Origin of the sequence: Demequina aurantiaca (genome assembly GCF_050598105.1) — a bacterium.
In the GTDB taxonomy this organism is placed as follows: Bacteria; Actinomycetota; Actinomycetes; order Actinomycetales; family Demequinaceae; genus Demequina; species Demequina aurantiaca_A.
Window position 1 is genome coordinate 546,932 of sequence record NZ_CP192436.1, and the last position, 20,749, is coordinate 567,680.

The following is a 20,749-nucleotide window of genomic DNA, read 5'->3' on the forward strand; positions in this document are numbered from 1 at the left end:
GTGCATGTGGGAGTAGATGTTGGAGGCACCAAGACCGACGTGGTGCTGACCGATGGTTCCGGGGTGGTGCTTCAGCGCCATCGGGTGCCTTCAGGTCAGGGCAACGACGAGGTGGTGGCCGCTATTGTGGCCGCCGTCGCCCGGGTGTGCTCCGCGGCCGGGATCCAGATCGAGGATGTCGACTCCATCGGTGTTGGCCTGCCCGGTGCCGTGGTCGACGGAGTCGTCACGCACGCGTACAACCTAGGCGTAGAGCGGCTCGACGTCGCGGCGACGCTGGGTGCCGCCTGGGGCGTCAAGCCTGTGGTCGACAACGACGTCAACGCCGCGGCGATGGGCGCCTGGATGCTGACAGGCGAGGGGAGTCGCTCGATGGCCTTCCTGAACCTGGGAACCGGACTAGCAGCCGGCATCGTGCTGGACGGAAAGCTATGGCGCGGACGCCGCGGCGCGGCGGGAGAGATCGGCCACATCACCGTGGACCCCACCGGCCCGCTCGACGCCGAGGGCATGCCCGGGGCGATCGAGACTTACGCCTCCGGTAGCGGAATCGTCCGGCAGTGGGGCGGCACCGCTACGGCGGAGGAGGTCCTACGAGCGGCGACCAAGGGCGACCCTGCAGCCGAGGTCATCCGCGATCGACTTTTCTTTGGTGTGGCGTCGGCCGTCCGGGTGCTCGTCCTGACCCTGGACGTCGACGAGGTGGTGCTGGGTGGCGGGCTGACTAAGTGGGGCGAACCACTCATCGCCGGGACCCGCGCTGTGCTCGACGAATGGCAAGAGCGGAGTGCGTTCTTGGCCTCGCTGGGTCTCAGCGACCGCGTGGCGGTGCTCGACTCAGACGAGCCCGTTGCCGCAATCGGCGCAGCGATGATGGGAGCCGGCCGTGGCTGAGGTTCGAATCGTTGAGTCCCCCCAGGCGGGTGGCGCGCTCGTCGCGGACCACATCGTCTCGCAGATTCTGGTGAAGCCGGACTACACGCTCGGCGTGGCCACCGGCTCTACCCCCCTGCCGGTGTACGCCGCGCTGCGAGAGCGGTCCGCCGCTGGCGTCGACTTCTCGAGGATGTCCGCCTTCGCCCTGGACGAGTACGTGGGGATACCCCTCGAACATCACGAGAGCTACCACTCGGTGATCGATCGTGAGGTCACTCGCTCGCTGGGCCTCGACCCGGCGCGCGTGCACGTGCCCGACGGCTCGCTCGAGGGTATCCAGACCGCGGGGGAGCGCTATGAGAGCGCCCTGACCGGGCACGGGGGAGTCGATCTGCAACTGCTCGGGATCGGCACCACCGGGCACCTGGGCTTCAACGAGCCGGGCTCCAGCTTCGCGTCCCTGACGCGAGTCAAGACGCTGACCGAGCAGACCCGCGTGGACAACACGCGCTTCTTCGACAGCCTCGAGGAGGTACCCATTCACTGCGTGACGCAGGGTCTGGGGACCATCCTGCGCGCCCGCCACCTGGTGCTGCTCGCCTTTGGCGAGGGCAAGGCGGAGGCCCTGGCCGCGGCAGTCGAGGGCCCGGTGACGGCGTCGATGCCGGGCTCCGCGATTCAGTTGCACGCGCATGTCACCGTCGTGGTGGACGAGGCGGCGGCCAGCAGGCTTAAGCACGATGACTACTATCGTTGGGCGCAGGCCAATTCGCCTGACTGGCAGCAACTCTAGGGACAGCGCATGAGCGAGTATCTCGATATCCACTGCCACGGCGGTGGCGGCCACGCGTTCGGCGACACGGTAGACGGAACGCTGGTCGCTCTCGCAGCGCATCGGGCGCACGGCACCGGCAGAGTAGTGGCCTCGCTGGTCTCGGAGGCTCCGGAACGCACGGTCGCGGGGATGGGCGTCATCCGTCAGGCGATGGAGTCGGACACCTCCATCCTGGGTGTCCACCTCGAGGGCCCCTTCATCGCTCCCGTGCGCAAGGGCGCACACGATCTCGCCGCCCTGAAGCTGCCTACTCACGATGCGGTGGCCGCGCTGATCGAGGCCGGTGACGGGATCGTCCGGCAGGTAACCATAGCCCCAGAGCTCGACCACGCGATGGAGGCGATCGAGCAGTTCGTGGCGGCGGGCGTGGTCGTCGCAGTCGGCCACTGCGAGGCCGATGCCGCGACCACTCGTGAGGCGTTCGAACGGGGCGCATCGCTTATCACCCACGGATTCAACGCAATGCGCGGGATTGTGGGCCGCGAGATTGGCCCTGTAGGTGCGGCGCTCGCGGATGAGAGGGTGTTCATCGAGGTGATCGCGGACGGCATTCATGTGGACCCGAGCCTCATTGCCACGCTCTTTCGCGCGGCACCGGGGCGGATCGTGCTGGTCACGGACGCGATGGCGGCCGCGGCGTCTGCGCCCGGTCGCTACCCGCTCGGCACGCTCAACGTCGACGTCACGGACGACGGCCACGCCTACGTCGCGGGCACCAAGACTCTGGCCGGCTCCACCCTGACGATGGATCGCGCGATCGAGGTGTGCGTCGCGGCGGGAGTGCCGCGCGCGGAGGCCGTCGCTGCGGCGACGGTGACGCCCGCCCGGGTACTCGGGCTCTAACGCCGCCAGTGCCGAGGCAGACCCGCGGCGCTGCTTATCCGGTCTGCTACTTGAAGACGATGGTCCGGTGACCGTCGAGCAGGATGCGGTGCTCGGCATGCCAGCGCACCGCGCGGGCGAGCGCGCGGCGCTCGACGTCCGCGCCGATTGCCGTGAGGGTCTCGGGAGTGGAGCTGTGGTCCACGCGGTCCACGGCCTGCTCGATGATGGGCCCCTCGTCGAGGTCCGCCGTGACGTAGTGAGCCGTGGCGCCGATGAGCTTCACGCCGCGGTCGTGCGCCTGGTGGTAGGGGCGCGCACCCTTGAATGACGGCAGGAACGAGTGGTGGATGTTGATGGCGCGGCCGCGCAGGGCCTGGGCCATCGGCGGGGACAATATCTGCATGTAGCGGGCGAGCACCACGAGTTCGGCATCGAGCTCGTCCACCAGCGCGAGCACCTGGCGTTCCGCGTCGGGCTTGGTGTCCGGGGTGACGGGAACGTGGTGAAACGGCTTGCCGTAGAAGGTCGCGAGGTCGCGCAGCGTGGGGTGGTTGCCGACGATCGCGACGATGTCGACGGGCAGGGTTCCCGCGCGCTCGCGGAAGAGCAGGTCGTTGGCGCAGTGCTCGGACTTCGACACCATCACGACGGTACGCATCTTGCGGCCGGCGGTGTCGAGCTTCCACGTCATGCCAAACTCGGCCGCTAACTCAGCCACTGCCGACTCGAGGTCCTGCATGGCGGCCGAACACACCACCTCGACCCGCATGAAGAACAGGCCGGTATCGGCGTCGCCGAACTGCTGCGACTCCGAGATGTTGCCCCCGTGTTCGGCCAGGAGGCCAGTGACCGCGTGGACGATGCCGGGACGGTCGGGACAGGACAGGCTCAGGACGAAGGCGGTGGCACTCATACGGGAATTCTACCGGCGCGGCAGGCCCGGACTTTGTCAGTCCTCGACGCGGCTGCGGATGGCCTGAATGATGTCAGTCGTGGAGACGTCCGCTGTGCGTGGCAGGTATTTGACCTCACAGATGTCCTTGAACTCGTCGAAGCGGCCCTCCCAGTCATTGCCCATGACCAGCACGTCCGCCTTGTGATCGATCAGGTACTGACGCTTGAGGTCGAGCGACTCCTCGAAGAAGACCTCGTCGACGCAGGCCATGCTGGCGACAATCTCGAGCCGGTGTTCCTGGCGGTAGATGGGGTAGCGGCCCTTCTTGGCAAAGTTCATAGCGTCCAGGGACACGCCCACCGTGAGGTGGTCGCCCAGGTCGTGTGCTCGCGTCAGGATGTTGACGTGTCCGATGTGGAAGACGTCGAATGTGCCAAATGTAATGACTCGCGTGGTCATGATTGCTCCTTGTGTTGCCCGGGCCTTCGCTAGTTGCAAAGTACCAGTGGCGCTAGATGATGGGCGGGCGCCCGCGCTTGGTCATGGCCCACACGGTGCGCCAACTCATGGGCCGGCGCTTGCCGCCGTCGGTACGGATCCCGTTGCCGGCGCCCTTGAGCCACGCACCAGTCGACGCGGGGTGGCGGATGTTGCGGAGCACGGAGACAGCCGTCCAGTTGACGACGTAGGCGACCGCGACGGGGCACGGCAGGTTGCGCTTGGCGAGCCACACTCGGTTGCGGGCGTTGAGCCACAGTTGGTCGTCGTGGCGGGCCGGGTCTACTAGCGGGTGATGCGCGACCAGGTCCGCGCGGTACTCCACGGTGTAGCCCGCGTCCCACACGCGCCACGCCAGCTCGATGCCCTCGTGGGCGTAGAAGAAGCGGGAGGCCCACCCGCTCGCGTTAGAGAGCGCGCGCTTGCGAACGGCGACGGAGCCCTCGAGCACGGAGAAGACCTCGGAGGACCGCAGCGGGTCCTTGTCGCGCATGCGTGGAACCCACCGCTTGGCGGTGACTCCACCCGGGGAGCTGATCCGGGTCTGCACCATGCCGAGGTGGGCCTTCTCGACGAACATCCGCTCGACCCGGGCGACGGTGTCGGCCTCGGGCAGCATCGCATCGTCGTCGAGGAAGTAGAGGTACTTGCCCTTGGTCTCGCGGACGCCCTTGTTTCTCCCTTTAGGGATACCCAGATTCTTCTTCAGGTAGACCGTCCGGACGCCATCGGGTAGCCCCACCGGATCCCAGCCGTTGCCCACCACGATGACCTCGAGGGAGACATCCTGTTGCGCGAGCAGGCTGTCGACAGCGGCCCTCAACTCTACGGGTCGATCGCCCTGCGACAGCAGCACGGCGGACCACGTGACGCTCACTGTTCGGGGTTCCTCAGCAGCGACGACGACAGGATCGCGAGCAGGTGCCCGGCGATCACGATAGGCGCGGCGATGGCGAGCACGATGAGTGCCACGGCGACACCGTTGAAGCCCGCGATCAGCCCGACTATGGCGAAGGCCAGCACCACCAGCGTCTGCTCGACCGAGTGGTAGGCGCGGTGGATCGGCACAAAGTTCGCGGCGCGACGTGCCGTCGCGATCCATCCGGCCCGCAACGCGGGACGCGCATCGGTCTTCTTGGGCAGGCTGAGGCCCGACTCGACCAGCGCCATCCGCGAGGATTCCTTGAGTGACTTGTTGACCAGCACGAGTGCTCCGAGAACGGCGCCCACGAACGCCCAGGCCCAGTTCCCGTCGTCAGACTCGAGCGTGAGCCGTAGGCCGATCGCGATGGGGATGAGCGACTCGGTCGTGGTGTGCGCGATGCGGTCGAGGAAGATCCCGCGCGGACCCATCTTGCGGTTCCAGCGCGCCACCTCTCCGTCGGACGAGTCCAGCAGCATCTGGAGCACCGCGAGGAACGCCGCAATGATTGGGCCGGCGATGCCGGGGATGAAGAACGCGGCGGCGGCGGCCCAACCGCAGAGAATCATGACAACCGTGACGCCGTTCGCGGAGATCCCCGCGCGGACAAAGGCGCGCGTCAGGTAGGGGGAGATGCTGCGGGTGAAGAGGTCCGCGGTCCAGTGTTCCGCATTGGTGCGGTTGCGAATGGAGTCGGGCTGGCAGACCTCGCGAATCTGGTCGATGGACGGGTGCTCTGGTCGCGGCGCGTCACTCATCGTCGGCTCCCTTCGATGTGGCCCATTGGTCGTCGCGCAGGCGGCCGATTTCGACGCAGGTCTCGACAAACCGGGCGGTGGAGGCGGCTCCGGAGAGCCCGCCGAGGTAGTAGTCGGCCAGGTCGCCGATCGTGCTGGCGTGGGACTCGTCTGCGATGGCGGCTCGGACCAGGCGGGCGGTATCCGGTGCGGCTGTCGCGCTGATCCGCGGGCATGCCTGGGCAAGCTTCGAGGGGCCGGTCGGCTGGGCATCGGGATTGGAGGGCGTGGTGATGAGCAGCGGTCGCGACTGCGACAGCCAGTCCACGGCGATCGCGGAAATGTCGGAGATCATGACGTCCGCGCCGCGAAGAGCGGGGGCGGCATCGGCGCTGGTGTCAACGCGACCACGATCGCCGAGCGAGCCGACGAACTCACGGATCGCGGCATCGGCCACCCCAAAACTGGCGTTCGAGACACCCGTGCGCGGGTGGGGCCGGTAGACGATGCTGAGGTCGGGATCTGAACCCAGCGACTTCACTATTTCCAGCCCGTGCGAGGCGACCGACGAGTAGGCGTTGATGTCCTGCGATCCCTCCCAAGTGGGGGCGTAGAGGACGGTGGTGGCGTCGGTGCGTTCGCCGCGCTCCGGGAGCTGGGGACGACCGATGACCCGGAGGCGCTGGTCGACGTCGAAAAACTTCACGGATGCCGCGTAACGGTCGACGGCCGCCTGGCCGGCGACGAACGCGAAATCGAAGCCCTTGACGAGGTTCGAGGCCGCGACCGCCTTGTCGCTGTCGCCATGCGACAGGAACACGTGGGCGATCTCCGCGGACCGCTGTCCCACCGCGTTGTTGTTCGACTGACCCACGTACAGCGCGAGCTGGACCTTGGACCGGCGAATTAGCGCGGAGTACGTGCGGTTGAGGCCCACGATGAGCACGGGAAGTTCCACCTCGCCGCGGATCGCGCGCGCGGTGCGGCTGTCCTGCGTGACGATGGTGACGCCCATTGCGGCGTCGAGGGCCTGCAAGGCGTCGTACCACTGGCGAATTTGGTACAGGTTCTCCGGGGTGTCGGGGAAGAACACCACGGCGCGTGACTCGATGAGGAACTCGTCCAGCTGGGCGTCCTCGCCCAGGCCATCGGGCACGCCGCCCGGGAGGAGGCCGAGCCGACGCAGGGCGCGACCAGCTTGCTTGCGAAGTGTTTTCAGCATCGTCGTGGTGAAGCGTCCTTAGGAGAAGTGGGTGGCGCGCGCGAGTGTTACCTGGCGTTAACCCTAACCCGTTGCGCACGCGTGGCACCGAATCCGAGGCTGTCCCGACGCTTACAAATCTGCATCGAATCCCGTGTGGTGGGAGCCACGCGCCGCAACGCATGCCACGATGGGTGCATGAGCGAGAATAGTCAGCTTCGAATCGACGTCGTAGGTGCTGCCGATGCAGGGGAACTCCTGACATTGCGGCGCGCCGCCTTCGTGACGGAGGCGCAGATCTTTAACGACCCGAACATCCCCGCGCTTACCCAGTCGCTCGAGGAGCTGCTGATCGACCTCGCCGAGGAGGACGTCGTCACGCTCAGCGCGTGGGACGGCCACCGCATGGTCGGGTCCATCCGCGTGGGGCTCGAGGACCAGAAGGCGACCATCGGACGGCTCGCTGTCGCGCCAGACCAGCAGGGCAAGGGCATCGGCACTCAACTGCTGTTCGCCGTGCTCGGCTACCTGCCCGAGAACACTGCCGAGGTTTGGGTGTTTACCGGCCAGAACTCCAAGCACAACATCGCGCTGTACAACAAGGCCGGCTACGAGCACCAATTCGACCAGGTCGCTGGCGACCTCACCTACGCGTACCTACGCAAGGTGCTCGAGTCGGGCATGGTCGTCGACGAGTTCGACGACGCCGCCGTTCGCGGCGACAACTAGCCGATCAGTACTTGGGGCTGAAGGACCACAGCCACGGCGACTTGCCGGCGACGATCTTGTTGCGGATCGTGTCGGGGCCGCTGATCGTCGCGGTCTTGCCGCTCGAGGACGTGGCCGTGACCACCTTGGCCGCGGCATCCGAGCCGCCCGCCGTGCGCGACGTGACCTTGATCGACACCACATCGCTGAGGCCGAAGATGCTCTTGGCCTTGGCCTGCGTCAGTATGTAGGTCCAGGAGTCGTTCGGATTGCGCGAATTCAGCGACCACGAGTCCGCCACCGACGTGAGGTAGCCGGGCTGAGACACCCAGACGTCCTCCGACCGCTCGGTCTGGCCGCCTGAGGAGGAGAAGTAGTAGGTCTTGGCGATCGAACTGCCGTACATGAGCACCTTGCCGTTGGCTCCCGCGGAGCTGTTGGTCGCGTCGACGGCTGCCACCCAACGCTTGCCGTAGTAAGCGTCGGTGCCCTCGCTCTCCTTGGTCCAGCCGCTGAAGTTCTGACTGCGCGCGTCGTCGTAGAGGTTGCAGTCGCACGTGCTGCCGTAGCTCTTGATCGCGTTCAGCGCGTAGCCGCGCGCGGCGATCGCCTGCGCCTGCAGGGCCTCGGCGCTCCACGACGACGGCATCTCGGCGATGCCGTAGAGGTACTCGGTGTTGAGGTCGAGGGTGTTGGAGACGATGAGGCGCGGGTAGGAGGTGCTGGGCACGCTGATGGTCATCTCGCCGTGACGGTACTTGCCGTGGGTGGCACGGCTGCTCGTGCCCGCCTTGTAGAGGTCGACGTAGACATCCTCAGCGGAGGAGGACTGATAACTGGAGGTGCTTTCCCACCGTAGCGATACATCGTCCGTGGCGGTGGCCGATACGTTGCCGTCCCGAGTGACCTTCACGCTGTTGCCGCTGCGAGTGACCTTGAGGGTTTCGTTGTTCTTGCCCGTCCAGGTGGTGTGGGGTGAGGACGACCCGTTGTTGTAGAATCGCATCTGCCATTGGCCGTCGTCCGTGGCATCGTCGCCGAGGGACCGCACGATGACGTCTACCGCGTCCCGGCTGTCCGAGCCGGAGCCGAAGAGCTCGACCTTGATGTCGGAGTCGGCAGCGACGGTCTTCACCGTCGTGCCGGCGTAGTAGTGCGTGAGGATGTCGGTCTCGCTGGAGCCGGCGAGCGCCATCCCGTACGCGCCGTACTGCGACATGCCGACGCCGTGCCCCCAGCCTGAGCCCGAGACGGTGAAGCTCGAAGGGATTTCGAGGGAAGGATTGTTGAGCGGGTGGCCATCCACCCGGTACAAGAACGCCGCGGTCGCCTCACGTGACGTGTTGCCCTTTGGCTGAAAGGTTCCATCCGCATAGCCGGTGGTGATGCCGGCCGTGTAAAGCCAGATCATCTCCTTGAAAAACTGCGCACTGGTGCTCACATCCGAGAACGGCGAGTAGCCGGGCACCGTCACCGACGGGCGTCCCTCCGAGCGGTAGAGGAAGGCGGCAATCGCCTCGCGCGAGATCTTGTCCTCAGGGCGGTACGTGCCGTCGGAGTAGCCCGTGGAGACCCCGGTTTGGTACGCCCAGACAATCTGCTTGTAGAACTGTTCCGACTTGGCCACGTCCTTGAAGGGCGACTTACTGGGAAGGGACACCGAGGGGTTGCCTGCCATGCGGTACAGGAACGCCGCGAACGCCTCGCGCGTCACCGAGTCTTTGGGCCGAAAGGTGCCGTCCGCGTAGCCGGTGGTAAAGCCCTCGTCTGCGAGCCAGGTGATCTGTGTGTAGAACTGGTGGCTCTTGGGGACATCGCTGAACGAGCTACTCGCGGCCGTCGAGGTCGTAGCCGCCGTTGCTACGAAGACAAGGCCGAGTACTGCCGCGATGAGGGAGCGTCGCAAGGAGGCTCGTTCGGGGTGACGCATAGCACCTATCGCTTTCGGGTAGTTTGTCGCACGATGTGCCCAGAGTGGCCAGTGTGCCACATGTGACTAAAGACCTGAAGAGTGTGTGACGAGATAAACAGCGGAAGTTGTTCGTGGCGGAGCTCAGGGCAGAGGTGTGAGGCATCCGTCACATTGCGTTGACTCGCCTTGTTCGCGGCTTCCACACTTGGCGACTAGAGATTAGTTTTTTCGACGTGCGCGCCTGGGGCGTGCACAGATTAGGGGTCACCGTGTCATTTGCTACGCGACGTTCCATGCGCGTGGGCGCACTAGTGATGGTCGCGGCATTCGTTGCCACGCTGGCCGCTCCGAGTATCGCTTCCGCCTCGAGCTCCTCGGATCAGGGCTCGGCCGCGATCCTTAAAGCCACCAACGACCTGCGCACGAGCAAGGGTCGGTTGCCGCTGGTGAGCGACTCCGGCATCGACTCCGTCGCCCAGGCCTGGGCCGCGAGCATGCTCTCGAAGCGAGTGCTCGCCCACAACCCCAACTACAGCAGCTCGATGCCGCGCACCGGCCTTTCCTCTTGGGGCGAGAACGTCGGCTACGCGTGCGGATACGGCGGGGTTGCCGCCAACGCGGCCGCCGTCATGAAGGGCCTGACCGCGTCCTCGGGTCATTACGCGAACATGACCTACAGCTCGTTCACGAACGTCGGAATCGGCTTCGCGTACTCCAGCTCCTCCGACTGCGCCTACGTGGTGCAGGACTTCGGGAAGTACAGCGGGCCGTTCTCCGATGTCACTCCCAACCACCAATTTGCTTACGAGATTGAATGGCTCGTCGATCAGAGCATCACTACTGGCTACTCCGACGGAAGTTATAAGCCTAAGTACTCGGTCACTCGCGAGGCCTTCGCGGCGTTCATGTACCGCCTCGCGGGATCGCCGAGCTACTCCGCACCCAAGAAGAGCGGGTTTAAGGACGTCCCCACCAACGACCAGTTCTACAAGGAGATCAGCTGGCTGTCCGACCAGCGCATCACCACCGGCTACTCAGATGGGACGTTCCGCCCGGGAGACGAGATCTCGCGCGAAGCGATCGCTGCGTTCCTTTACCGAGCATCCGGTTCACCGTCGGTCTCGCGACTGACCTCCGACCCCTTCAAGGACGTCGACAAGACGGACAAGTTCGCCAAGGAGATCAAGTGGCTCTCCAAGTCCGGCGTCACGACCGGGTACTCGAACGGCACTTTCGCGCCTTACTCCGACGTATCCCGCGAGGCCACGGCCGCGTTCTTGTACCGCGCCCGCTCAATCGTCGACTTCTAGCCTCAGCGCTGTAACCGGTCGCCCAGGGTTCTTATCGCGATAGGAACCGAAGGCGTTCCTCGGATCAAAGCACCCGGGATTCCCCTCTCAGAGGGGAGTCCCGGGTGCTTTGTTGGTCCTCGCGCATTTATCTTGTCGGAAATGCGATGTATGTGCATATTCGCATTATTGTCACCCCGCATCATCGGCGCTTCCGTACTAGTATTCGAAAGACATTTAATTGAACTCGGGAAAGACGGACAATATGACCGGTATTGCGAGCAAGAAGCGCCTTCGAGCGGCCATCTCCGCCGTATCCATATTCCTGCTTGCATTGGGTGCCGCGATTGGTGGTGCCACCGCTGCTTCTGCGGATGTCCCCGCGGACTTCGGCGACGTGCCGATGGACGCAAAGTTCTACTCCGAGATCATGTGGCTTGCGGATCAGCAAATTACCACCGGCTATAAGGACGGGGACTTCCACCGGACCGAGTCCGTAAGCCGCGAGGCCTTTGCCGCCTTTTTGTACCGACTGGCTGGCGAGCCCAGCGTATCGCTGCCCTCCCGCTCCCCGTTCAAGGACGTGAGCAAGTCGGACCAGTTCTACAAGGAGATTGTGTGGCTGTCGAAAAAGGGCATCACTACGGGCTGGTCTGACGGGACATTCCGCCCTGGCGACAAGATCACCCGGGAGGCCATTGCTGCGTTCCTCTATCGGTTTGAGGGCCGTCCCTCATTCAGCACCCCGAGCAGGTCCCCTTTCAAGGACATGACCACCCGCTCCCAATTCTTCAAGGAAGTCACCTGGCTCGCGAAGTCGGGGATGACCACCGGGTACTCGGACGGCACTTTCCGACCCAAGATCAACGTCTCGCGGGAGGCAGTTGCGGCGTTCCTCTATCGCGGCAACACGATCCTGGACCGCGACGGCACGTATCGGGTCGGAAGCGCAATCCCGGCGGGCACCTATACCTCGATCATCGACGAGGACGACGGTTGCTACTGGGAGCGTCGCAGCGACAGCGGCACGTCTGACGAAGGAATCCTGGGCGCCTACTACGTCCCGGGTACCGGGCGCATGATTGTGACAATCAGCGCCAGTGACAAGTATTTCCTTACCGACGGTTGTAGCGGTTGGACGAAGATCCACAAGACCTCGCCCACCTCGACCTCGATCGGTGATGGCTCACATCTTGTCGGCTATCACATGAAGTCCGGCACCTATTCGGCGCCCGGAAGCTCCGATTGCCTTTGGATTCAGCTCGATGGGTTCGGCGGCGAAGTGGGATCGGACATCGACTCGGAATGGCTCGACGGCAAGCCCGCGGAGGTCAAGCTGTCGGCAGGTCAGGGGTTCACGTCGGTTGGTTGTGGCACGTGGCGGCGCGTGGGGAGTTAGCGGCGGCTGGCGCGCGTGACGCAGTCGTCGCGCGCCCCAACTAAATGTCCCAAGGACCTTCTCCGTCAAAAGGCGCCGGATACGGCCACGGCGTGGGAATGTCCCATTACGGGGCCTACGCAACAGCGTCAACCTTGTAGTCCGTTCAATCGGCGACGATGCACTGGGAGGCGACCACCAACTACCAGTCGAGCTCAAGCTAAACACGGAGTACCTCTACGGGATCGCCGACATGCCCTCGTCGTGGGGCAAGACGGGCGCCGCAACTAGGGCACGCTTACGGCACCGCATTGCCGCGAGTGTTGTAGCAGCGGTGGCCAGATTTTTCCCTCTAGCTTCAATGACCGGCCGATGGAACGGTTTCGATGTTTTGTTACAGTGGTCGGCATGTGCGAATTGAATCCAGGCAGACTTCTTCGCACAGTCGTTGCTATCGCGACGGTAATCCTGATGACGTTTGGCTACGCGAATTCGGCGTCGGCTTCGAACTCTGTGCCTCCTGTCGTCTATCGATCTTCGCTATTCAGCGATGTTGGGTTCGACGCGAAGTTCCATACCGAGATCATTTGGCTTGCCCGCCAAAAAATCACCACGGGCTACTCGGATGGGAGTTTCCACCCCAAGGAGTCGGTAAGCCGTGAGGCGTTTGCCGCGTTCCTCTACCGACTGGCCGGCAAACCCGCCGTGGCCCTCCCGTCCCGATCTCCCTTCAAGGACGTGAACAAGTCGGACCAGTTCTACAAGGAGATCGTGTGGCTAGCGAGTCAGGGCATTACGACGGGCTACTCCGACGGCACCTTCCGCCCCGAGGGCAACATCACCCGTGAAGCCATTGCAGCATTTCTGTACCGAGAAGCGGGAAAACCGTCCTTCTCGCCGCCAACGAAGTCGCCATTTAGGGATATGACTCCACGTTCGTCGTTTTACAAGGAGGTCACTTGGCTGGCCAAGTCAGGTGTGACCACCGGATACTCGGACGGCACCTTCCGGCCCAAATCCAGCGTGACTCGCGAGGCCACAGCGGCATTCTTGTATCGAGGCCATGCGAGTCTTGAATCATCGAAACCCGTCGTAGATTCGGGCGACCGGTGGGTTCCTGCGGTCGGAGATTCGTGGCAGTGGCAGCTATCCGGTTCGCTGGATACAGGGGTGAGTGCGCAGGTGTTTGACGTTGATGCGTATGACACCTCGGCAGCGCAGGTTCAGTACCTTCATTCCAAGGGCCGCTATGTGATCTGTTACATCTCGGCGGGTTCCTACGAGTCGTACTCGCCGGATAGCGGAAGTTTCCCTTCGGCGGTTCGTGGTCAGACGCTCGACGGTTGGCAAGACGAAAGATGGCTTGATATTCGCCAACTTAATGTGCTGCTACCGATCATGGCCGCGCGTATGGACATGTGCGCAAAGAAAGGGTTCGACGCGGTTGAGCCAGACAACGTTGATGGCTACCAAAACCAAACTGGCTTCGCGTTGACTGCGAAGGACCAAGATACTTACAACCGTGCCATCGCGAAACTCGCTCGCGATCGGGGACTGGCCGTGGGGCTCAAGAACGATCTTGACCAGGTCGCCCAACTGGAACCCTTCTTCGACTTCGCGGTGAATGAGCAGTGCGCGGAATATGGGGAGTGCACCATGTTGACGCCATTTATCCAGGCGGGGAAGCCTGTTTTCCACGTCGAATATGACCTCCCGCTGTCGTCCTTCTGCTCGACGACCACCAAGTTGGGTTTCAGCTCGATGCGCAAAAACCTCGACCTTGATGCCGCGCGGGAGCCCTGCCCTAAGTAACCTCGCAACTGACACCTCGTTGGTGTCCAGCGGCGTCCGTAGACTCTCTCTCCAGTTCCTGTAATAGCATCTGATGAATCATCCATTTAGCGACGGGATTTGACGAACGTGACCGGACCAAAATTGGAGCGGCGAGTTCGCGCCGGCGTTGCCGCAGTGTTCGTCTTGGTGCTTTCCATGGCAACTGCTGTCGGGGGCGCGACCATAGCCTCGTCCGCGGTTCCTGAGCCCTCGTTCGTCGTCGATCCTCCCCCCGCTTTTGGAGACGTGGCCTGGGACGCGAAGTTCTATTCCGAGATCATGTGGCTCGCCGATCAGCAAATCACCACTGGCTACAGCGACGGCAAGTTCCACCCCACTGAGTCAGTGAGCCGCGAGGCGTTTGCCGCGTTTCTTTACCGCCTGGAAGGCAAGCCGAGCGTGACCTTGCCCTCAAGGGCCCCGTTTAGCGACGTCAAGAATTCTGACCAGTTCTACACGGAAATCGTGTGGCTCTCCAAGAGGGGAATTACGACTGGCTGGCCCGACGGCACTTTCCGTCCGAAGGAAAAGATTACGCGTGAGGCGATCGCCGCGTTTCTGTACCGTTTCGAAGGTAAGCCCTCCCACAGCGCTCCGAACCGGTCCCCGTTCAAAGACATGACCACCCGATCGAAGTTCTTCAAGGAAGTCACGTGGTTGGCGAAATCTGGTATTACAACGGGCTACGCGAACGGCACGTTCCGACCAAAGATTGAAGTGTCCCGTGAGGCGATCGCGGCGTTCCTCTACCGGGGCAACACGCTGATGAACACCGACGGCACCTACAAGGTGGGGTCCAAGGTTCAAGCCGGCACCTATGTGGCCTATCAGCACGGTCTTAGAGTTTGCGTATGGCAGAGGATGGCCCCCGACGGCGAGGTCATAGGTTGGAATTTCACCAATTCGGGTCGCAACGTCGTGGAGATCAAATCTACTGACGGCAGCTTTTGGACCAAGGGTTGCGGGGCTTGGGCGCCTTTGCAAAAGTTATCGCCCAAGGCCACAACGTTTGGTGGCGGAATCAGCGTCGTTGGTTTCCATATGAAGGCCGGTTTGTACGCATCGACCGTTGAACCCGGCTGTGAATGGACGAGTTTCTCGGGTCTTGGAGGCTTTCCAATGGACGTCCTCGACGAGGGTGCGCTCGACGACAAACCTGCCTCCGTTCGTCTTGGGCCAGGCGAGGCGATTCGCGTCGCGGGCTGTGACATCTGGCGTCGGGTAGGCAGCTAACGAGCCCCTTGCTAGACTGGCCGACGTCGCAACTGGCGCAGTGGGTCACCACGAGGGAGCGGCACTGGAAGAGACTGATGGTCGTACGCCTGGGCCATGGTCACCGGAGAACCCATCAGCCGGCGGCCTGCCCGCCCAGACCCAGAAGGAACGCCAATGAGCACCGATTCCAGCGCCACCGCAGCCGTGATGAACTCCACGCTGCAGGACTACGACCCCGCCATCGCCGCCATCCTGGACAGCGAACTCGCGCGCCAGCAGGGCACGCTCGAGATGATCGCCTCCGAGAACTTTGTGCCGCGCTCCGTGTTGCAGGCGCAGGGTTCCGTCCTGACCAACAAGTACGCCGAGGGCTACCCCGGCCGTCGCTACTACGGCGGCTGCGAAGAAGTAGACAAGGCGGAGACTCTCGCGATCGATCGCGCCAAGGCGCTCTTCGGCGCCGAATACGCCAACGTGCAGCCCCACTCGGGCGCGACTGCAAATGCGGCCGTCCTCGCCGCGCTGATCAGCCCCGGCGACAAGATCATGGGCCTCTCGCTGCCTCACGGTGGGCACCTCACGCACGGCATGAAGCTCAACTTCTCCGGCAAGCTCTACGAGGTCGCCGCATACGGCGTCGAGGAAGACACCCACCTGGTGGACATGGACCGGGTCCGCGAGCAGGCGCTCGCCGAGCGTCCCGACGTGATCATCGCCGGCTGGTCCGCCTACCCGCGTCACCTCGACTTCGCGGCCTTCCGGGCCATCGCAGACGAGGTCGGCGCCAAGCTCTGGACGGACATGGCCCACTTCGCTGGCCTGGTCGCTGCCGGCCTGCACCCCAGCCCCGTTCCCCACTCCGACGTGGTCTCCAGCACCGTGCACAAGACCCTTGGCGGCCCCCGCTCGGGTCTCATCGTGTCGCGCGACACCGAGCTCGCCAAGAAGCTCAACTCCGCGGTCTTCCCCGGACAGCAGGGCGGACCGCTCATGCACGTGATCGCGGCCAAGGCAGTGGCGTTCAAGGCCGCTGCCGGCGAGGAGTTCAAGGAGCGCCAGCAGCGCGTCCTCGAGGGTGCCAAGATCATCGCCGAGCGCTTGGTCGCACCCGACGCCATCGAGGGCGGCGTCAACGTGGTCTCCGGCGGAACGGACGTCCACCTGGTCCTCGCGGACCTGCGCAACTCGCAGCTCGACGGCCAGCAGGCGGAGGACCTCCTCGACGTCTGTGGCATCACCGTCAACCGCAACGCGGTTCCTTTCGACCCGCGCCCGCCGATGGTGACCTCCGGTGTGCGCATCGGCACCGCAGCCCTCGCGAGCCGTGGCTTTGGCGCCGAGGAATTCACCGAGGTCGCCGACGTGATTGCGACCGCGCTCAAGGGCGGCGCTGACACCGACGCGCTGCGCGCTCGGGTGACCAAGCTCACCTCCGAGTTCCCGCTCTACGACGGGCTCCAGCAGTAAGTACGGCGACGGTAAAGGCGACAACGAAGTGGAGGCTGGCATGACCGCACAGATTCTGGACGGCAAGGCCACTGCGGCCACCATCAAGTCGGAGCTCACCGAACGCGTGAGTGCGCTCAAGGCCCGGGGCATCCACCCGGGCCTTGGGACGCTACTCGTGGGCGCGGACGCTGGCTCTACCTGGTACGTCAACGGTAAGCACAAGGACTGCGCTGAGGTGGGCATCGCCTCCATCCGCGAGGACCTGCCCGAGACCGCCAGCCAGGCGGATATCGAGGCCGCGGTCACGCGGATGAACGAGAACCCGGACTGCACCGGGTACATCGTCCAGTTGCCGCTGCCGGACGGCATCGACACCAACCGAGTGCTCGAGCTGATCGATCCTGATAAGGACGCGGACGGTCTGCACCCCACCAACCTGGGTCGCCTCGTGCTGCGCACGGCGGGCGACATCTCGAGTTCGCTCCCATGTACGCCAAAGGGCATCATCGAGCTGATCGAACGCCACGGCGTGAGCCTCAACGGCGCGAAGGTCACCGTGGTGGGACGCGGCACCACGGTGGGCCGCAGCATCGGCCTCCTGCTCACCCGCAAGGCCGTGAACGCGACCGTCACGCTCTGCCACACCGGCACCACCGACCTCGCCGCTCACACGCGCGACGCTGACGTGATTGTCGCTGCGGCGGGGGTCCACAATCTGATTGGCGCGGACATGGTGAAGGACGGCGTGGTGCTGATCGACGTCGGGGTATCCCGCGTGACGGACCCGGACACCGGCAAGTCCAAGGTGGCCGGAGATATTGCGGCCGATGCGGTGGCTAAGTCGTCCTGGTACTCGCCCAATCCGGGCGGGGTGGGCCCGATGACGCGGGCCATGCTGCTGAGCAACGTCGTGGAAAGCGCCGAGCGCTCCCGCTAGGCGGTTGCGCACGGACGGGAGGACGGCGTGGCGGTAGCCCGTAACTCCGTAATCGAGGCATACCGAATTCTGGCTATGTTCGCGATAGTCGCGCATCACTACGGCGTCCACGGCGGCGTGCTGAAGGGAACCGGCGGCGACAACGTCCAGAACTTCCTGCTCGGCTACTCGAGCATGGGCAAGTGGGGCGTCGACGTCTTCGTGCTCATCGGCGCATACTTCATGGCGCAGTCCACTTTCCGCTGGCGCGGGATGCGCGCGGTCCTGATCCAGGTGTGGACCACGTCCTGGATCATCCTCATCGTCGCTCTGATCTGGTTGCCGGGCGGGGTGAGCACGCGGACCGTGTGGCGCGCGATCGCACCCGTCTCCACGAACTACTACTGGTTCGTCACTGTGTTCGTGATGTTGATGATCCTGTCGCCGTTCATCAACATCCTGGTGAAGGCGATGACCCGCAGACAGCACCTCACGCTTGTCGGGGTGCTCTTTGTTGCGTGGAGCCTGCTATCGCTCGTCCCCGAGGTCTCTTTTGGCGTCAGCAATCTCGCGTGGTTCGTCGAGTTGTATCTGATCGCCGCCTTTATCGCGCGCTACCCGCTCAGCGGCACCGCGCGCGGTTGGGGGGCGGCCGCGATCGGATTCGCGGTGGCGGTGCCGCTGACCACCATTCTCGCGGGCGCGGCGGCGCGCGCTGTCCCGGTGCTGGAGATCACCCCGGGGCTGATCCGAGCTCAGGAGTCGCCGCTCGTGGTTCTGGCCGCGGTCTGTGGCCTAGTGGCGGCCACCAAGATGCGACCACGCGTGTCCCCGGCCATCAATCTGGTCGCCAGCGCGGCCTTTGGGGTCTACCTGATCCACGACAATCCCATCATTCGTCCGCTGCTGTGGAAGGACTGGGTGGGCACCGTCGAGGCGGTGCAGTCGCCGTGGCTCCTGCCGCTGCACGCGTTGCTGTGGAGCCTCGCCATCTATGCCGCGGCAACCCTCATCGAGTTGGGGCGCCAGCGTCTGGTACAGCGCCCGCTCATGAAGGTGGGCGACCGGCTGTTCTCGCCTCGCACCTCATCCCGATAGTCTCGAGCCATGAGAATTGTGTCGGTGAATGTCAACGGAGTACGGGCCGCCCTCAAGAAGGGCATGAACGAGTGGATGGAAGGCGTCGAGGCCGACGTCATCTGCCTGCAGGAGGTGCGGGCCCCCGATGAGGTGGTCACCACCGCGTTCCCCGACACGTGGCACGTTGAGCACCAGGCCTCTGAGCAAAAGGGGCGGTCGGGCGTCGCGATCCTGTCGCGGACGCCGCTCACGGACGTTGTCTACGGGCTTGGCGTGGCGGGTGCCATCCACACGGAGGCGACCCACACCGGTCGATGGGTGGAAGCGACCGTCCAGTCCCCGGCCGGGCCTGTGCGCATCGTCTCGACGTACGTGCACTCGGGGACGGCTGGCACTCCCAAGATGGACGACAAGTACGAGTTCCTGGTGTCGATGACGGCCCGTCTGGCCGAGCTGGCCCGGGACTACGACCGGGTGGTCGTCATGGGGGATATCAATATCGCTCACACCAATAACGACATCAAGAACTGGAAGGGAAACCTGAAGTCGGCGGGCTTCCTTCCAGAGGAGCGGGCCTACCTGGACCAGTGGTTCGCCGCCGGCTGGGTCGACACGCACCGCCAGGTGGTGGGCGACGCCGAGGGCGCGTACACGTGGTGGTCGATGCGCGGGCAGGCCTTCGACAACAACGCCGGCTGGAGAATCGACTACCAGCTCGCTACGCCGACGCTGGCGCAGGCGGTCACGGCCGCCCGCGTCGACAGGCAGGCCTCCTGGGACGCGCGCTGGACGGATCACGCGCCGCTAGTAGTCGACTACGACCTCGGATAACCCGGCCGGCCCTACGGGACGGTAAGGAAGCGCGGGCGTGTCAGTCCGCGCGCCAGGAAGGCGCCGTCTACCGCGTGCGCGGTGTCGGCGGCTTCGGACTTGCGGACCAGGGCGATCGCGGAACCGCCAAAGCCCGCTCCCACTTGCCGGGCACCAAGGGCGCCCGCTGCGAACGAGGTGTCGACCGCGAGTTTGAGCGCCTCGGTGCTGACGCCATAGTCGGTATCCAGCGAAGCGTGCGAGCGGAACAACGCCTTGCCGATGTCCATGAAGCGCTCGTGCGCGGGAGCGGTGCCGCTGAGCTCGGCGTTCACCAGCCGGACCCGGTGCATTTCCGTGACGACGTGGCGGGCACGCGCCCGCATGACTGGATCCTCGAGCTGGTTCACCCGTCGCAGCCAGCCCGGGGACTCGAAGACCTCGCGCAGGTTCGCGGCGCCCAGCGCGCTCGCCGCCACCTCGCACGAGCGTCTGCGCTCGGCATACTCGGTCGTGCGCAGGTCCGCTCTCATACCGGTGTCGATCACCAGGAGGCGTAGCCCATAGTCGGGAAAATACAGGGGTTGGTGGGTGACAGCGGGGGGCTGCGTGGCGAAGTCCAGGAGCACGGCCTCGCCCGGGGGGCACTGCAGGACGCAGTACTGGTCTAGGCCCCCGGTGGGAACGGACACGTGACGGCGCTCGGCGTCGATGGCGGCCTCGGCCAGTTCGACTCGACCCGCGGGCGAATCGAGCGCCAGCCCCCAGCAGTCGTTGACGGCGAGTGCCACCGCACACTGGAGCGCGGCCGAGGACCCGAGCCCGGTGCCGATGGGGACGCAACTCGAGATGGCGATGTCGACGCCGCTCGGCTCGAATCCTCGCTCGCCGAGTGCCCACAGGACGCCACAGACGTGGCTGACCCAGCCCATGTCCGATGCCGCGGCCAGGTCGGCCACGGTGCCTTCCCATACCCCGGTGGGGCCGTCGACCGACGAGGCCTGCGCGGACGTCACCCGGACGCGGCCGTCGTCGCGCGCCCGCGCGGCGACGAAGGTGCGGTGCGGCAAGACTGTCGGCAGGCTCAGTCCCGCTGCATAGTCCGTGTGATCCCCGATGAGGACGACGCGGCCCGGGGCGCACCGCAGGGTGTCGGGCGACGACTTGAAGGCACGCTGGAAGAGTTCGCGAGCCCGAGCCTCGCCCTCTGCCATAGACCAGGGCGCACACCACCTGACGGGGTCACGGTGGGGTGGGGTGGGCATGCCTGCCATTCTGTCAGCCACTTCGCGCGAATGTTGAGTGTGCGCGCGCATCGCCGTGCGATGATGGGGAGAATTCACGAACCTGTCCCACAAAGGAGCCCACTC

The 20,749-nt window shown here is 64.7% G+C and carries 19 protein-coding genes and 1 riboswitch; of the genes, 12 read left to right on the forward strand and 7 right to left on the reverse strand.

Annotation, left to right across the window (positions count from 1 at the left end):
• Positions 1–6 precede the first annotated feature (6 nt).
• The 3 genes from ACQU6B_RS02425 to ACQU6B_RS02435 are packed head-to-tail and all read left to right on the forward strand — an operon-like array spanning position 7 to position 2,554.
• Complete coding sequence (locus tag ACQU6B_RS02425) at positions 7–894, forward strand: ROK family protein (RefSeq protein ID WP_430868453.1); 888 nt, start codon at positions 7–9, stop codon at positions 892–894.
• Positions 887–1,669, forward strand: coding sequence for a glucosamine-6-phosphate deaminase (locus tag ACQU6B_RS02430; RefSeq protein ID WP_430868454.1), 783 nt, complete (start codon positions 887–889; stop codon positions 1,667–1,669). Before ACQU6B_RS02425 ends, ACQU6B_RS02430 begins: the two co-directional genes overlap by 8 nt.
• Before the next feature lie 9 nt (positions 1,670–1,678).
• A complete protein-coding gene (locus ACQU6B_RS02435; RefSeq protein ID WP_430868455.1) occupies positions 1,679–2,554 on the forward strand; it encodes an N-acetylglucosamine-6-phosphate deacetylase in 876 nt (291 codons plus the stop codon).
• A 46-nt stretch (positions 2,555–2,600) separates the two neighbouring features.
• On the opposite strand, the gene purU is transcribed toward ACQU6B_RS02435, so the two are convergent.
• Genes purU through ACQU6B_RS02460 form a run of 5 tightly spaced genes read right to left on the reverse strand, consistent with a single transcriptional unit; the run spans position 2,601 to position 6,810 of the window.
• A complete protein-coding gene (gene purU / locus ACQU6B_RS02440) occupies positions 2,601–3,449 on the reverse strand; it encodes a formyltetrahydrofolate deformylase (protein WP_430868456.1) in 849 nt (282 codons plus the stop codon).
• A 36-nt stretch (positions 3,450–3,485) separates the two neighbouring features.
• The gene (locus tag ACQU6B_RS02445; protein ID WP_430868457.1) at positions 3,486–3,890 is read right to left on the reverse strand and encodes an adenylyltransferase/cytidyltransferase family protein; all 405 of its coding nucleotides are present in this window, start codon (positions 3,888–3,890) and stop codon (positions 3,486–3,488) included.
• A 52-nt stretch (positions 3,891–3,942) separates the two neighbouring features.
• Positions 3,943–4,806, reverse strand: a complete 864-nt coding sequence (locus ACQU6B_RS02450) for a glycosyltransferase family 2 protein (protein ID WP_430868458.1) — start codon at positions 4,804–4,806, stop codon at positions 3,943–3,945.
• On the reverse strand, positions 4,803–5,609 hold the full coding sequence (locus tag ACQU6B_RS02455) for a CDP-alcohol phosphatidyltransferase family protein (protein WP_430868459.1): 807 nt from the start codon (positions 5,607–5,609) through the stop codon (positions 4,803–4,805). Before ACQU6B_RS02455 ends, ACQU6B_RS02450 begins: the two co-directional genes overlap by 4 nt.
• Complete coding sequence (locus ACQU6B_RS02460) at positions 5,602–6,810, reverse strand: CDP-glycerol glycerophosphotransferase family protein (protein WP_430868460.1); 1,209 nt, start codon at positions 6,808–6,810, stop codon at positions 5,602–5,604. Before ACQU6B_RS02460 ends, ACQU6B_RS02455 begins: the two co-directional genes overlap by 8 nt.
• A gap of 177 nt (positions 6,811–6,987) precedes the next feature.
• Between ACQU6B_RS02460 and ACQU6B_RS02465 the strand changes: the two genes are divergently transcribed.
• Positions 6,988–7,518 carry a GNAT family N-acetyltransferase gene (locus ACQU6B_RS02465; protein WP_430868461.1) on the forward strand — a complete coding sequence of 177 codons (531 nt, stop codon included), beginning with the start codon at positions 6,988–6,990 and terminating at the stop codon, positions 7,516–7,518.
• 4 nt (positions 7,519–7,522) lie between these two features.
• Here ACQU6B_RS02465 and ACQU6B_RS02470 read toward each other — a convergent pair whose 3' ends face one another.
• Positions 7,523–9,427 carry a SpoIID/LytB domain-containing protein gene (locus tag ACQU6B_RS02470; RefSeq protein WP_430868462.1) on the reverse strand — a complete coding sequence of 635 codons (1,905 nt, stop codon included), beginning with the start codon at positions 9,425–9,427 and terminating at the stop codon, positions 7,523–7,525.
• A 251-nt stretch (positions 9,428–9,678) separates the two neighbouring features.
• Here ACQU6B_RS02470 and ACQU6B_RS02475 point away from each other — a divergent pair, with 251 nt between their 5' ends.
• From ACQU6B_RS02475 to ACQU6B_RS02510, 8 genes are all read left to right on the forward strand, one after another.
• Entirely contained in the window at positions 9,679–10,719 is a 1,041-nt protein-coding gene (locus ACQU6B_RS02475; protein ID WP_430868463.1) for an S-layer homology domain-containing protein, read from the forward strand.
• Between the two features lie 244 nt (positions 10,720–10,963).
• Positions 10,964–12,097: an S-layer homology domain-containing protein gene (locus ACQU6B_RS02480; RefSeq protein WP_430868464.1), complete on the forward strand. Its 1,134-nt coding sequence runs from the start codon at positions 10,964–10,966 to the stop codon at positions 12,095–12,097.
• A 387-nt stretch (positions 12,098–12,484) separates the two neighbouring features.
• The gene (locus ACQU6B_RS02485) at positions 12,485–13,888 is read left to right on the forward strand and encodes an endo alpha-1,4 polygalactosaminidase (RefSeq protein ID WP_430868465.1); all 1,404 of its coding nucleotides are present in this window, start codon (positions 12,485–12,487) and stop codon (positions 13,886–13,888) included.
• Between the two features lie 108 nt (positions 13,889–13,996).
• Positions 13,997–15,142 carry an S-layer homology domain-containing protein gene (locus tag ACQU6B_RS02490; RefSeq protein ID WP_430869269.1) on the forward strand — a complete coding sequence of 382 codons (1,146 nt, stop codon included), beginning with the start codon at positions 13,997–13,999 and terminating at the stop codon, positions 15,140–15,142.
• Positions 15,143–15,160: 18 nt separating this feature from the next.
• A riboswitch (ZMP/ZTP riboswitch) is annotated at positions 15,161–15,244 on the forward strand.
• Positions 15,245–15,298: 54 nt separating this feature from the next.
• The gene (glyA, locus tag ACQU6B_RS02495; protein WP_430868466.1) at positions 15,299–16,591 is read left to right on the forward strand and encodes a serine hydroxymethyltransferase; all 1,293 of its coding nucleotides are present in this window, start codon (positions 15,299–15,301) and stop codon (positions 16,589–16,591) included.
• 40 nt (positions 16,592–16,631) lie between these two features.
• Positions 16,632–17,510 (forward strand): bifunctional methylenetetrahydrofolate dehydrogenase/methenyltetrahydrofolate cyclohydrolase, encoded by an 879-nt coding sequence (locus ACQU6B_RS02500; protein ID WP_430868467.1) that lies wholly within the window; start codon positions 16,632–16,634, stop codon positions 17,508–17,510.
• A 27-nt stretch (positions 17,511–17,537) separates the two neighbouring features.
• Positions 17,538–18,587 carry an acyltransferase family protein gene (locus ACQU6B_RS02505; RefSeq protein ID WP_430868468.1) on the forward strand — a complete coding sequence of 350 codons (1,050 nt, stop codon included), beginning with the start codon at positions 17,538–17,540 and terminating at the stop codon, positions 18,585–18,587.
• Positions 18,588–18,596: 9 nt separating this feature from the next.
• The gene (locus ACQU6B_RS02510; RefSeq protein WP_430868469.1) at positions 18,597–19,400 is read left to right on the forward strand and encodes an exodeoxyribonuclease III; all 804 of its coding nucleotides are present in this window, start codon (positions 18,597–18,599) and stop codon (positions 19,398–19,400) included.
• Between the two features lie 11 nt (positions 19,401–19,411).
• Here the strand turns inward: ACQU6B_RS02510 and ACQU6B_RS02515 are convergent, their stop codons facing one another.
• Positions 19,412–20,644 (reverse strand): galactokinase, encoded by a 1,233-nt coding sequence (locus ACQU6B_RS02515; RefSeq protein WP_430868470.1) that lies wholly within the window; start codon positions 20,642–20,644, stop codon positions 19,412–19,414.
• Positions 20,645–20,749: the final 105 nt, after the last annotated feature.